Here is a 13,346-nt window from a genome sequence, read left to right on the forward strand (position 1 = left end):
CGCAGATATCTGCGCCTTTTTTATGGAAGTGACATGATGAAAACACTGCAAATTGCTGTCGGGATCATTCGCAACCCGCAAAACCAGATCTTCATTACCCAACGTGCCGCCGATGCGCACATGGCCAACAAATGGGAATTCCCCGGCGGGAAAATCGAATCAGGTGAAACGCCGGAGCAGGCGCTGGTGCGTGAGCTTCAGGAAGAGGTGGGGATCACCCCGCTTGGCGCAACGCTGTTCGATAAGCTGGAGTACCAGTTTCCGGATCGTCACATCACGCTGTGGTTCTGGCTGGTGGAAAGCTGGGAAGGTGAACCGTGGGGTAAAGAGGGGCAGCCGGGTAACTGGATTGAGCTTCAGGCCAGCGATGCGGAAAAATTCCCGCCCGCCAATGAGCCTGTGATCCTCCGGCTGGTTGCACAACCGTAGGCCTGCTAAGCGAAGCGCCAGCAGGCTTTGAACGTTACTGCTGGTTTTCGCTCCAGTCATCGCTATCCGAGAGATCGCCTTCGCTCGGAATGCGTTTCTCTTCCGCCGCCCATTCGCCCAGGTCTATAAGCTGACAGCGCTTGCAGCAGAATGGGCGAAATGGACTCACTTCTCCCCAGACGACAGTTTTCCCACAGGTTGGGCAGTTTACGGTGGTTACGTCAGACATCGGCACTCCTTAACAACAGGCCAGTTCAAAATCGAGGCGTTCCGGCACGGTGCCATGTTCACTGTCCAGCGGCATAAAGCGGATCGCGAAACGGCTTTTATGTCCGGAAATTTGCGGGTAAAGCTGCTCGCTAAGAGACAGATTCAGGCGCAGAAGATCGGCGTCGTCGCCGTTATCCTGATAGAAACCGTTGAGACTGGTTTGTTTGCGGAACGGGGCAGAGTTACGCACAAGATCGAGGATCAAGGATAACGTCTGATTCATCGGCTCCAGGCTGCCCAGCCAGCTGTTCACCTGGCGATCGCGCTGTTCCTGCGGCATGTGCAACCACATATGCAGCGTTGGCAGGTCAAAGCTACAGCAACCGCCCGGTATGCTCAGGCGCTGGCGCACCAGCGCAATCAGACGATCCTCTCGTAAAAACTGGCCAACGCGCGGCGCGGCCATCAGCGTCGTGCTGCTGTTTTTCAGCTGCTGGCGTAAAGCGTCAATTCGACTTTGATCCACGCCCGGTACTTCGGCCCAGGCCTGTAATTTACGCTGCTGGCGCTCCAGCTCTTTCAACAGCTCAGTGCGGACGTCACCGCGTTCAATCACATCCAGCAGATCGCCCACGTTGCGGAAAAAATGCAGCGCGGTGGCGTGATCGTCGACAGGCAGATGTTGTGAAAGCTGTTGAATAAGAAATTCTATGCGTAGCCAGGTACGCATTTTTTCGTTAAGCGGGTGCTCAAAAAGGATATGAGTCGACATTATGGTTTTTCCTGTGCAACGGCCTGCGCGGCGAAGGTCAGATACTGCGCGTGCAGACGAGCAACATCCGATGCAATGGCATCTGGTGCGCCGTTATTATCAATAACATCATCCGCAACGGCGAGGCGCGCTTCGCGCGTGGCCTGTGCGGCAAGAATTTGTTCAGCATGTTCGCGTGAAACATGGTCACGCGCCATGGTTCTCTGGATTTGCGTTTCGCGGGAAACGTCAATCACCAGCGTTCTGTCTGCTTTATTCTGAAGCTGATTTTCCACCAGTAACGGGACGACCCACAACACATAGGGCGAACGGGCTGCGGCAATTTGACGCTGAGTTTCCTGGTGGATAATGGGGTGGAGCAGGGCATTAAGCCAGGCTTTTTCCGCTGGATCGGAAAATATGCACTCACGCAGCTGCCGACGATTCAGGGTGCCGTCAGCCTGTATCACACGGCGACCAAAATGCGCTTCGATGACGTTTAAGGCGGGTGTATTGGGTTCTACCACATGACGGGCAATGATATCGGCGTCGATAATCGTGATGCCGAGACGAGCAAACGCGTGCGCAACGGTGCTTTTACCACTACCGATGCCGCCGGTTAATGCGACGATATACCCCATTAAATCAGATCCTGGGAATTATTCAGTTTTAAAATCAGTTGCTTAAAATTCAAACTTACAACAGCCAATGTTTAGCTCTCTTTACCCGCTTTTTACCAGGTAAATTTATAGGATTGTAGCGTAAAAAAAGAGAATTTCGCAGTCTTGCGGAGCAGGTATTAGTGCGTATGATAGCGTCACTGGAGTTGTGCTTTTAATATATTTGCCTCTAACCCCAGGAATCCGCACATGCGTATCGAAGAAGATCTGAAGTTAGGTTTCAAAGACGTTCTTATCCGCCCTAAACGCTCTACACTGAAAAGTCGCTCAGACGTTGAACTCGAACGTCAATTCACCTTTAAGCATTCCGGTCAGACGTGGTCTGGCGTGCCGATTATCGCGGCCAACATGGACACCGTCGGGACCTTCGAGATGGCGACCGCACTGGCGCAATTCGACATCCTTACTGCGGTACACAAACACTACAGCGCTGAAGAGTGGGATGCGTTTGTCGCCTCCGCCTCGGCTGAAGTGGTGAAGCATGTGATGGTCTCGACCGGTACGTCTGATGCAGATTTCGAGAAAACCAAACAGATCCTGAACGCCAATCCGGCGCTGAATTTTGTCTGCATTGACGTGGCAAATGGTTATTCCGAACATTTCGTCCAGTTCGTCAGCAAGGCGCGTGAAGCCTGGCCAACCAAAACCATCATCGCGGGCAATGTGGTGACCGGTGAAATGTGTGAAGAGCTGATCCTCTCCGGAGCCGACATTGTGAAAGTAGGCATTGGCCCGGGCTCCGTTTGCACCACGCGCGTGAAAACCGGTGTGGGTTATCCGCAGCTGTCTGCGGTAATTGAATGCGCTGACGCTGCGCACGGTCTGGGCGGCCAGATCATCAGCGACGGTGGCTGCACCATGCCAGGCGATGTCGCGAAAGCCTTCGGCGGCGGCGCGGATTTCGTGATGCTCGGCGGCATGCTGGCAGGCCACGAAGAGAGCGGCGGTACCGTGGTGGAAGAGAACGGCGAGAAATTCATGCTATTCTACGGAATGAGCTCTGAATCCGCGATGACCCGTCACGTGGGTGGTGTCGCGAAATACCGTGCGGCGGAAGGCAAAACCGTTAAGCTACCACTGCGTGGTCCGGTCGAAAACACGGCGCGCGATATCCTCGGCGGACTGCGTTCTGCCTGCACCTACGTTGGGGCTTCCCGCCTGAAAGAGCTGACTAAACGCACGACGTTTATCCGCGTTCAGGAGCAGGAAAACCGCGTTTTCAATAGCCTCTGACGGCTACGGCTGGCGCGCGTCCGTGCGCCAGCGTTACCCCGCGCTCATTGCATCCCCCAGATGGAAAATCGGCAGATACATTGCCACCACCAGCGTGCCAATAATCAGACCTGTCACGACCAGTAGCAAAGGCTCAAGAAGCGCCGCCAGATTGTCTGCCTGCTGAAATGTCTGTTCCGTATGATGGCGGGCCAGATTCATCAGCATGACATCCAGTGAACCCGACACTTCTCCGGTGCGAATGAGCTGAATACACATTGGCGTAAAAACAGAGGCCTTCTGGAAGGAGCACCACACGGGCATCCCCTGTTCGATATCGCTGCGTATCTCACGGAGTTTCTCCTGCCAGTAGCCACACTCAACGGTCTCCTCCACACTCTCCAGTCCTTGTAAAAAGGCAATTCCGGCCTGCTGGGTTAATGACAGCACGGTAAAAATTTGCCCCAGTTTTTGCCCGCGCATCAGCGTGCCCATCACCGGTACATGTAACAGGACGTACTGCCAGCGCGGATGCCGCCGCAGCTTACAGGCGATGACAACCATTGCCACGAGCAGGGCCAAAAGGGTGAGGATATGCGCCTGAACCAAGGCCGCCAGCCCCATGACTGCCTGCGTGAGCAAAGGGAGCGGGGTGTTGAACGTTTTGTAGATTGCAGCAAACTCAGGCAAAACCAGCGTGACCATCGCCAGCACCACGAAAACGGCCAGCGTCAGGATGATCAGCGGATAGCGCAGCGCTTTCTTCACCTTTGCACTGAGCTGCTGCTGGGATTTTTGTTGCTGCGCAAGCTGACGGCAGCAGGCTTCGAGCTTACCCGTCAGTTCACCCGTCTTCACCATCGAGACATAAAGGGGGCTAAACACCTCTGGCCATTTCTTCATGGCCTCTGACAGAGCGAAACCTTCGCTCAGGTCATCAGCAAGACTGTGCAGCAGCGCCTGCCAGTGCTGCAAAGGATGCTGTTCCGCCAGCATGTGCAGGCTTTGGGACAGCGTGAGTCCGGCCTGTAGCAGCGTGGCGAGCTGGCGAAAAATATCGTAGCAGTGCTGCACCTGCCATCGGTGGCGCTGCTGGCAGCGTTTTAGCGCCAGCGGGTGCAGCTGTTTAAGCACCAGAGCCGTGTAAGCTGCGTTACGGTCGATGGCCCAGAGGGTGCCGGTTTGCACCTCCCCCTCGGTGGTCAGGGCACGCCAGCGCCAGAGCGAATTAGCAGCCATCTGGCATTCCCAGGACGCGCAACAACTCTTCGAGCGTAGTCAGCCCTTGCTCTACGGCCATGCAGCCATGCTCAAACAAAGAGGTCATTCCCGCCTGACGAGCGCTGGACCCAATCACCTCCGTGCTTGCTCCGCTGGCGATGGCCTGCCGCAGCGTGTCGTCGATGACGAGCACTTCAAAAATGGCTACGCGACCATAAAAACCGTGGTAGCAGCGATCGCAGCCGGTGGGTTGCCAGCGAGGAAGCGGCCGGGGCCACAGCGTGCGGGGTAATTCGGTGTGGCGGCTGGCTTCCTGTCGGCAGTACGGGCATAAACGGCGCACCAGCCGCTGGGCAATCACCATCGAGAGCGCCGAAGAGATCATCCAGCGCGCGACACCCATCTGTTGCAGCCGTACCAGCGTTTCAGTCGTCGAATTAGTATGGAGGGTGGACAGCACCAGATGCCCGGTTTGTGCCGCCTTAATGGCAATTTCTGCCGTTTCGCCGTCACGAATTTCACCTACCATAATGATGTCAGGATCCTGCCTGAGCAGGGCGCGCAGCACGCTCTGGAAGGTCAGCCCCGCACGCGGATTAATCTGCGTCTGGTTTAAGCCTGCAAGCGGGATTTCAACGGGATCTTCCACGCTGCAAATATTAACGTCAGGTGTATTTCGCGCCTGTAACGCGCTGTACAGCGTCACTGTTTTCCCGCTACCGGTCGGGCCGGTGACCAGAATCAACCCCTGAGGGCTGTTAAGCGCCTCGGCAAAACGGGCCTGCTGGTCTGCGCTCATCCCCAGCTGTTCAAGCTCCAGAGCCTGCTGTACCTGGTGAAGCAGACGAAGCACGATTTTTTCTCCACCGCTACAGGGAAGGGTTGCGATACGAAAAGAGACGGGGACGCTTGCCAGCTCCACCGTAAACTGACCGTCCTGCGGCAGGCGGCGCTCCGCAATATCCAGTTGACCCAGCACCTTCAGGCGTGCGGCAAGCGTCGTCCCGAGGGCGGCAGAGATCGACGGTTGCGGGTAGAGAACACCGTCGATTCGCAAACGGATCTGGTAGCCGTGCTCCGTCGGTTCAATATGGATGTCAGAAGCCCGCTGGTTTACTGCCTGCTGCAAGGTTGTACTGAGCACGTCAGCGGCTGAGTTTGGCGCGATGCCCGGCAGGTGTGATGATGAGAGGGACTGAAGCCTTTTTTCCATCCGTTCAGCCGTCCAGCACTCAATATCAATACGTTTCTGCGTGGCGAAGCGTAACGCTTCCATCAGCTCAGAGGCAGGATTACCCACCACCGCAATGCTGATCATCTCGGTGTCGCTTGCGAGTAGCAGTGCGTGATGGCGCTGACAGAGCGTCATAAGCTGCTCGGTATTCATTGTCCACTCCTGTCAGTTGTTGTCGAAGCGGAAAACATCTTCACAGGCTTGTCTGAGCGCCGTGTCGGACGCAATTTTGCAGTCACGCGTCCAGCCCGTCATACCGTTACCGTCGCTCCAGATCGGTGTCACGAGCACTTCAAGTCCGTTAAGGCTTTCCTGCCCTGTTAACGATACGATCCCCTTCGCCACGCTCATCGCTGAAACGTAACGTGTGGTTGTCGGGGAGGGGATGCCATTGGTGCCTGCGTCGCAGCGATCCACACCACCACGATCCAGGGCGCAAAGCTCAATGGCGGTGCGGTAGGGGATGAACGTTTGCAGCATATCGGTGAGCGCCGCTTTTCGCAGGTAGTTCTGATAGGCCGGGACGCCAATCGCGCTCAGGATGGCAATAATGCCAATGACCACCATTAGCTCAATCAGGGTAAATCCTTGTTGTCTGTTCATGTCTGCTCCTTATGTTAAGTGGCGCTACTGTGGCAGTGACTGCGCGCAGAAACGAGGGGCAAAAGCGTGAACGTGAAGGGGCTTTCAGGGAAATGATTCAGTGTTGCAGAGAAGGACAGCGTAATTGCGAGCGGTTTCGTATTTCCCCTCTCCGGGCGGAGAGGGGGGATAATTTATTTGAAGCGCATCGAGAGGTCGAGGGCGCGGACGTGCTTGGTCAGGGCGCCTACGGAGATGTAATCGACGCCGGTTTCAGCAAATTCGCGGATGGTGTCGAACGTCACGTTGCCGGACACCTCAAGCTGCGCCTGGCCGTTTGTGCGTTTGACCGCTTCACGCATCTGCTCCGTGTCGAAGTTATCGAGCATGATGATGTCAGCCCCCGCTTTAATGGCCTCGTCCAGCTCCTCCAGCGTTTCCACTTCCACTTCGACGGGCACATCCGGATGCAGCCAGAAGGCTTTTTCCACGGCCTGACGCACCGAGCCAGAGGCAATAATGTGGTTTTCTTTGATCAGGAAGGCATCGGATAGCCCCAGACGATGGTTGGCGCCGCCACCGCAGAGTACCGCGTATTTCAGCGCGGTGCGCAGGCCCGGCAGGGTTTTACGGGTATCCAGCAGCTGCGTGCGGGTGCCTGCCAGCAGGTCAACGTAGCGGCGTACTTCACTGGCAACGCCAGAGAGCGTTTGCACAAAATTGAGCGCGGTGCGTTCACCAGTCAGCAAGACGCGGGACGGGCCGTCCAGTTCGAACAGTGGCTGATTCGCCGTGACCGCATCGCCGTCCTCCACGTGCCATGTTACCTGCACCTCGTCGCCCGCCAGCTGGGTAAAGACCTCCTCAACCCAGCGTTTGCCGCAGAAAACCCCTGCTTCACGGGTGATAACCACCGCATGCGAGCGTGTCTCTTTTGGCAACAATTGGGCGGTAATATCGTTATCGGCGCTGACGTCACCGCCGAGGTCTTCTCTCAGGGCATGGGCAACGCTTGCCGGGATATCACTATTAATACGTTCCAGAAGCGCGTCACGTCGGTGGTCGGGGTTATAGCGGCGAGGCGGCATGATAAAACTCCAAATTGGTAACGAATCATAATATTGAAACATGCTACTCTGAACCGAGTAACAGCACCATAGATAAGGAGTTCCAGCATGTTGTTAGAAAACGGATGGCTGGTGGACGCGCGGCATGTACCGTCGCCGCACCACGACTGCCGCCCGGAGGATGAAAAGCCCACACTGCTGGTGGTTCACAATATTAGTCTCCCGCCGGGTGAGTTTGGCGGTCCGTGGATCGATGCGTTATTCACTGGAACGATAGATCCCGATGCCCACCCCTTCTTTGCTGAGATTGCGCATCTGCGCGTATCGGCGCACTGTCTGATCCGTCGTGATGGCGAAGTGGTTCAGTATGTTCCTTTTGATAAGCGTGCCTGGCATGCCGGCGTGTCGAAGTATCAGGGGCGCGAGCGGTGCAATGATTTCTCCATTGGAATTGAACTGGAAGGAACGGACACCACGCCTTACACCGATGCGCAATATGAGAAACTGGTTGCTGTAACGCAAACGTTAATCGGGCGCTATCCCGCCATTGCTGACAATATTACAGGGCACAGCGACATCGCCCCCGAAAGAAAAACCGCCCCCGGCCCGGCGTTTGACTGGTCCCGGTTTCACGCCATGCTTACCACGTCGTCAGATAAGGAGATAACATGACGTTGTTTACCATGCTGCTGGTTATGATCGCTGAACGCCTGTTTAAGCTCGGCGAGCACTGGCATCTGGATCATCGGCTGGAGGTGTTATTCCGCCGCATCAGGCATTTTTCCATGCTGCGCACGCTGCTGATGGCGGCAGGCGTGATGGTGATTACGTTCCTGTTGCTGCGCTCGCTTTACGGCCTCTTTTTCAACGTGCCGCTGCTGGTGATGTGGATCCTGCTCGGCGTGCTGTGTATTGGCGCGGGCAAGGTGCGTTTGCACTATCACGCGTATCTGAAAGCCGCTTCCCGGGATGATGCCCACGCGCGCGGCGCGATGGCGAGCGAGCTGACGATGATCCACGGCGTACCGCCGGACTGCGATGAACGCGAGTTTCTGCGGGAGCTGCAAAACGCGCTGCTGTGGATTAACTTCCGTTACTACCTGGCGCCGCTGTTCTGGTTCGTGGTGGGCGGACCCTGGGGGCCGGTATTGCTGATGGGTTACGCGTTCCTGCGCGCCTGGCAGACCTGGCTTGCCCGCTATCTTACGCCGCATGAACGTCTACAGTCCGGCATTGATGCCATCCTGCACGTGCTCGACTGGCTTCCGGTGCGTCTGGTAGGCGTGGTCTATGCCCTCATCGGTCACGGTGAAAAGGCGCTGCCCGCGTGGTTTGTCTCCCTTGCAGACCGCCATACCTCGCAGTATCAGGTTTTAACCCGACTGGCACAGTTCTCGCTGGCGCGTGAGCCGCACACGGACAAAGTCGCAACGCCAAAGGCTGCCGTCTCGATGGCGAAGAAAACGTCGTTTGTGGTGGTGGTGATTGTGGCGCTGCTGACGATTTACGGCACGCTGGTTTAAGCCAGCGCGCCGAAGCCGTTACGGTGTATCTGCGGGCGGGATGCCGAATTCAGGCATCCCGTTTTCGTTCCAGCGGATGAGTTTCAGGCGAGTATGGCGATTGGGATCGTAAAGCGGATCGCCTTCAATTTCAGTGTAGTTTCGCGCGTGGTAGACCAGCACATCTTCGCCTTCCGGCGTCTGCGTAAAGCTGTTATGGCCTGGCCCATACTGACGGTTTTCGTAGCTGGTGACGAACACCGGGCGCGGGGATTTATGCCAGTTAGCCGGGTTTTGCGGATCGGCATTCAGGTCTGCCCACAGTAATCCCATGCAGTAGTTCTCGTCGGTGGCGCTGGCGGAATAGCTGATAAACAGCTTATCGCCATGGAACAGCACCGCCGGGCCTTCATTGACCCAGAACCCGCGGCACTCCCAGTCATATTCCGGTTTACTGAGCATCACCGGCTCGCCTTTCAGCGTCCACGGATTTTCCATTTCACACAGGTAAAGATTCGAGTTACCGGAAATATCCGGGGCTTTTTGCGCCCACAAATACCAGCGTTTACCCTGATGAACAAAGGTGGTGGCATCCAGCGCGAAGGTGTCAAACGGGGTTTTGATTTGCCCTTTTTCCACCCACGTACCGGTGAGCGGATCGCGATCTGCGCATTCAATGGCAAACATGCGATGCTGGAACATCCCGAGCTGATCGAGCGCCTGGGTATGCGTGGCGGCAAAATAGATGTACCAACTGCCGTCGATATGATGCAGTTCCGGTGCCCAGATCAGCTGGCTCATCGGGCCGGTGTCGGGCTTGCGCCAGACAACCACCTCTTCGGCATCGCGTAAACCTTCCAGCGAGTCCGCGCGGCGGATCGCCAGCCGATCGTACTCCGGTACGGAGGCGATAAAGTAATATTGCCCATCGTGACGCAGGATATACGGGTCGGCGCGTTGTTCAATAAACGGGTTTGGCCAGGTTTGCATTCGGCTTTCCTTATTTAGTCTCAGCGGCTTTGAGTTCCTGATAATCGTTCAGCTCGCGATAGTTGGTGCGACGCTTTTCCAGATCGGACTGGATCTGCTTCATGGTCTCACGGTCCACTTTCAGCAGACGTACTACGCCCGCGGTAATTAAGTATCCAATGCCAGGAATGACGGTAAAGAGCAGCACGATCCCGTTGATGGCATCCGCGCTCTGCGCTTTTGCGCCCGCATCGTAGCCGTACCAGGAGAGCAGGAAACCGACCATTGCCCCGGCAATCGCCAGACCCAGTTTCAGGAAGAAGATGTTGCCGGAGAAGCTGATCCCGGTGATACGTTTCCCGGTTTTCCATTCACCGTAGTCGTCCACGTCGGCCATCAGGGACCAGTGCAGCGGGGATGGGATCTGGTGCAGGATGTTCAGCAGGACGTAAAGCACGACAATGGTGGTCGTCGCTTTCGGGTCGAAGAAGTAGAAGGCGCAGGAGAAAATCGCCAGCACGATGTTGGTCCAGAAGAAGACCTTCAGCTTACACCAGCGGTCGGTCAGCACTTTCGCCAGCATACTGCCGAACATCATGCCGATCACGCCCAGGCTGATAAACAGCGTGGCGAAATGGGTGCTTTGCCCCATGACCCAGGTAACGTAATACATGGTGGCCGCCATGCGGATAAAGCCTGGGCAGACGTTGCACAGGGTTAACAGCAGGATCCGCACCCACTGGTCGTTCTTCCACACGTCTTTCAGGTCGTTTTTCAGTTCGTCATGGGTTTGCACCGCCGGACGCACGCGCTCGCGCACCGTGGCGAAGCAGAACAGGAACATGCAGGTACCAATCAGCGCCAGCACGGTCATCGCCATCTGGTAGCCTTTGGCTTTGTTATCCCCACCGAACCAGTCGGCCATTGGCAGGAGCGTTAGCGACAGCAGCAGCGTGGCGATACCAACCATAACAAAACGGTAGGACTGGCAGGCAACGCGCTCTTTCGGGTCGTTGGTGATCACGCCGCCGAGTGAGCAGTACGGAATATTGATGGCGGTATAGGTCAGCGACAGCAGGAAGTAGGTGACAAAGGCATAGATAACTTTGCTGTTATAGCTCCACTCTGGCGTGGTGAACATCAGAATGCTGAACAGCGCATAGGGGAAGGCAATCCACAGCAGCCATGGACGAAACCGGCCATATTTGCTGCGGGTACGGTCAGCAATCGCGCCCATGATCGGGTCCGTTACGGCATCAATGACGCGCACGGACAGGAGTAAAACGCCAACCAGTGCAGGAGCCAGACCAAAAATATCCGTATAAAAATAGTTAACAAATAACATGATGGCGCCAAAGATAATGTTGCATCCGGCGTCACCCATGCCATAGCCGATCTTTTCTTTTACTGACAGTTTGTTGTTATTCATCGACAGCTCTCCGGGTTTCGGTATGGAGAGAATTATTCGCTGGCAAACGAATATATGCGTTGCAATATAAAGGCGGTGATATGGAGGATTTTGCTGTTGGCGCGAATTTGTGAGGAAGGTAACAAGACGCTGTACCCGCAACCGCGAGTACAGCGAGAAAACATTTAGTGCGCTTTCACCGTTTTGGCATTTTTCTGTTTCACCATATAACCCACGCCGAGGATCGCAATCCAGACCGGGATCAGGTAGACGGAAATCGCCATGCCTGGGGTGATGAGCATGATGACCAGTACAGCTGCCATGAACAGCAGGCAAACCCAGTTCCCCAGCGGATAGAGCAGGGCAGGGAAGCGCGTGGTTACGCCCTGCTGCTGCTTGGCGCGGCGGAACTTGATGTGCGCGAGGCTAATCATTGCCCAGTTAATCACCAGGGCGGAAACCACCAGCGCCATCAGCAGACCGAAGGCTGATTCCGGGGCCAGGTAGTTAATCAGCACGCACAGCGCCGTCACGACCGCCGACACGATGATGGTATTAACCGGTACGCCACGCTTATCAACGGTGAGCAGCGCTTTCGGTGCGTTGCCCTGTTGCGCCAGGCCGAACAGCATACGGCTGTTGCAGTAAACGCAGCTGTTATAAACGGAGAGCGCAGCGGTCAGCACCACGACGTTGAGCGCGTTCGCCACGAAGGTATCGCCCAGCTCGTGGAAGATGAGCACAAAGGGGCTGGTATCCGCCGTAACGCGCGTCCATGGCAGCAGCGAGAGCAGCACCGCCAGTGAGCCCACATAGAAGATCAGGATGCGGTAGATAACCTGATTTGTGGCTTTCGGGATGCTCTGTTCCGGGTTGTCGGCTTCCGCGGCGGTGATGCCCACCAGCTCCAGACCGCCGAAGGAGAACATAATGATCGCCATCATCATCACCAGGCCGGTCATGCCGTGAGGCAAGAACCCGCCTTGCTCCCAAAGGTTGCGCACGGTGGCCTGCGGGCCGCCGTTGCCGCTGAACAGCAGCCAGCCGCCGAAGATGATCATCGCTACAACGGCAATCACTTTGATGATGGCAAACCAGAACTCCATCTCACCGAACACTTTTACGTTGGTGAGGTTAATGGCGTTAATCAGGACGAAGAAGGCCGCCGCAGACGCCCAGGTGGGGATCTCCGGGTACCAGAACTGAATGTATTTCCCGACGGCGGTCAGCTCGGCCATGGCAACCAGAACGTACAGAACCCAGTAGTTCCAGCCCGAGGCGAAACCTGCGAAGCTGCCCCAGTATTTATAGGCGAAGTGGCTGAATGAGCCTGCGACCGGCTCCTCAACAACCATTTCCCCTAACTGACGCATAATCAGAAATGCAATGAAACCCGCTATCGCGTACCCCAAAATAATGCCCGGACCGGCCGACTGGATAACCGATGCACTGCCCAGAAACAGGCCAGTACCAATAGCACCGCCCAGGGCGATGAGCTGTATATGGCGGTTTTTAAGGCCGCGCTTTAGCTGATCGCCATGCTGTTGAGCTTCCATTTGAAACCTCGTGTGTGGTTGTTATGTTCACGCTGTGCGTGTGTAATTATGAAAGTCCATATTCTGTATTTATTTCTTTACGGTTAACGATACCGAAAAAAGCGGAGATGGCTTCCGTTAGCGCCAGAATAGTGGTAAGCGCCAGCGAATGCACCTGCTTTATGAAGGGGCGATGACGACTTGAATAAAAAGAAACCAATTGTAAATCGGTACGTTAACCCCTCATACCCCAACCTATAGAATAGAAATGCGTCAGAAGAGGGCGAATTTTCATTTTTTGCCTTGTTGAATCGCTTCAGATTGCAAAAACCCTCGTTTCATTATGGTTAAAACTGCCTCTTTGGTAGTAACCATTTCATTTGTGCAAAGTTACATTCCTGAAACGTTAGTTCTGTAAGGTTGTTAAAATGTGCCGGGTTTACTGATTTCAATCAAAACCAATATGGACAGAAGGTGAATACTTTGTTACTTTAGCGATACGAACATGAAATTGGTAAGACCAATTGACTCCGGGCAAAAAGGCGT

The 13,346-nt window shown here is 55.6% G+C and carries 14 protein-coding genes; 4 read left to right on the plus strand and 10 right to left on the minus strand.

Annotated features, from left to right (window positions below; translation table 11 throughout):
* Positions 1-36: 36 nt before the first annotated feature.
* A complete protein-coding gene (mutT, locus tag ACOTX4_RS14735; protein ID WP_003856333.1) occupies positions 37-429 on the plus strand; it encodes an 8-oxo-dGTP diphosphatase MutT in 393 nt (130 codons plus the stop codon).
* A 34-nt stretch (positions 430-463) separates the two neighbouring features.
* On the opposite strand, the gene yacG is transcribed toward mutT, so the two are convergent.
* Genes yacG through coaE form a run of 3 tightly spaced genes read right to left on the minus strand, consistent with a single transcriptional unit; the run spans position 464 to position 2,031 of the window.
* Entirely contained in the window at positions 464-658 is a 195-nt protein-coding gene (gene yacG / locus ACOTX4_RS14740) for a DNA gyrase inhibitor YacG (protein WP_003856332.1), read from the minus strand.
* A gap of 9 nt (positions 659-667) precedes the next feature.
* Positions 668-1,411, minus strand: a complete 744-nt coding sequence (gene zapD / locus ACOTX4_RS14745) for a cell division protein ZapD (protein ID WP_045342610.1) — start codon at positions 1,409-1,411, stop codon at positions 668-670.
* Positions 1,411-2,031 carry a dephospho-CoA kinase gene (gene coaE, locus ACOTX4_RS14750; protein ID WP_048243504.1) on the minus strand — a complete coding sequence of 207 codons (621 nt, stop codon included), beginning with the start codon at positions 2,029-2,031 and terminating at the stop codon, positions 1,411-1,413. The genes zapD and coaE overlap by 1 nt, the downstream gene beginning before the upstream one ends.
* Before the next feature lie 228 nt (positions 2,032-2,259).
* Here coaE and ACOTX4_RS14755 point away from each other — a divergent pair, with 228 nt between their 5' ends.
* Positions 2,260-3,303 carry a GMP reductase gene (locus tag ACOTX4_RS14755; RefSeq protein ID WP_003856327.1) on the plus strand — a complete coding sequence of 348 codons (1,044 nt, stop codon included), beginning with the start codon at positions 2,260-2,262 and terminating at the stop codon, positions 3,301-3,303.
* Between the two features lie 33 nt (positions 3,304-3,336).
* Here the strand turns inward: ACOTX4_RS14755 and hofC are convergent, their stop codons facing one another.
* The 4 genes from hofC to nadC form a co-directional block, all read right to left on the minus strand.
* Entirely contained in the window at positions 3,337-4,521 is a 1,185-nt protein-coding gene (gene hofC / locus ACOTX4_RS14760) for a protein transport protein HofC (protein ID WP_048243505.1), read from the minus strand.
* On the minus strand, positions 4,511-5,890 hold the full coding sequence (gene gspE / locus ACOTX4_RS14765; protein ID WP_045342614.1) for a type II secretion system protein GspE: 1,380 nt from the start codon (positions 5,888-5,890) through the stop codon (positions 4,511-4,513). Before gspE ends, hofC begins: the two co-directional genes overlap by 11 nt.
* Positions 5,891-5,902: 12 nt before the next feature.
* On the minus strand, positions 5,903-6,340 hold the full coding sequence (gene ppdD, locus ACOTX4_RS14770; RefSeq protein ID WP_003856324.1) for a prepilin peptidase-dependent pilin: 438 nt from the start codon (positions 6,338-6,340) through the stop codon (positions 5,903-5,905).
* A 173-nt stretch (positions 6,341-6,513) separates the two neighbouring features.
* Positions 6,514-7,407: a carboxylating nicotinate-nucleotide diphosphorylase gene (nadC, locus tag ACOTX4_RS14775; RefSeq protein WP_032608506.1), complete on the minus strand. Its 894-nt coding sequence runs from the start codon at positions 7,405-7,407 to the stop codon at positions 6,514-6,516.
* A gap of 87 nt (positions 7,408-7,494) precedes the next feature.
* On the opposite strand from nadC, the gene ampD reads away from it, so the two are divergent.
* On the plus strand, positions 7,495-8,058 hold the full coding sequence (gene ampD / locus ACOTX4_RS14780) for a 1,6-anhydro-N-acetylmuramyl-L-alanine amidase AmpD (protein WP_353433578.1): 564 nt from the start codon (positions 7,495-7,497) through the stop codon (positions 8,056-8,058).
* The gene (gene ampE / locus ACOTX4_RS14785; RefSeq protein WP_022650402.1) at positions 8,055-8,909 is read left to right on the plus strand and encodes a beta-lactamase regulator AmpE; all 855 of its coding nucleotides are present in this window, start codon (positions 8,055-8,057) and stop codon (positions 8,907-8,909) included. The genes ampD and ampE overlap by 4 nt, the downstream gene beginning before the upstream one ends.
* Before the next feature lie 18 nt (positions 8,910-8,927).
* Here the strand turns inward: ampE and ACOTX4_RS14790 are convergent, their stop codons facing one another.
* The 3 genes from ACOTX4_RS14790 to aroP all read right to left on the minus strand — a co-directional run bounded on the left by ACOTX4_RS14790 (position 8,928) and on the right by aroP (position 12,821).
* Positions 8,928-9,878, minus strand: a complete 951-nt coding sequence (locus ACOTX4_RS14790) for a family 43 glycosylhydrolase (protein WP_045330958.1) — start codon at positions 9,876-9,878, stop codon at positions 8,928-8,930.
* A 10-nt stretch (positions 9,879-9,888) separates the two neighbouring features.
* Positions 9,889-11,286 carry a glycoside-pentoside-hexuronide (GPH):cation symporter gene (locus tag ACOTX4_RS14795; RefSeq protein WP_045330961.1) on the minus strand — a complete coding sequence of 466 codons (1,398 nt, stop codon included), beginning with the start codon at positions 11,284-11,286 and terminating at the stop codon, positions 9,889-9,891.
* 164 nt (positions 11,287-11,450) lie between these two features.
* Positions 11,451-12,821: an aromatic amino acid transporter AroP gene (aroP, locus tag ACOTX4_RS14800; protein ID WP_003856317.1), complete on the minus strand. Its 1,371-nt coding sequence runs from the start codon at positions 12,819-12,821 to the stop codon at positions 11,451-11,453.
* Positions 12,822-13,346 lie beyond the last annotated feature (525 nt).

Source organism: Enterobacter cloacae complex sp. IR5459, from assembly GCF_049238005.1.
Taxonomy (GTDB): domain Bacteria; phylum Pseudomonadota; class Gammaproteobacteria; order Enterobacterales; family Enterobacteriaceae; genus Enterobacter; species Enterobacter hormaechei_C.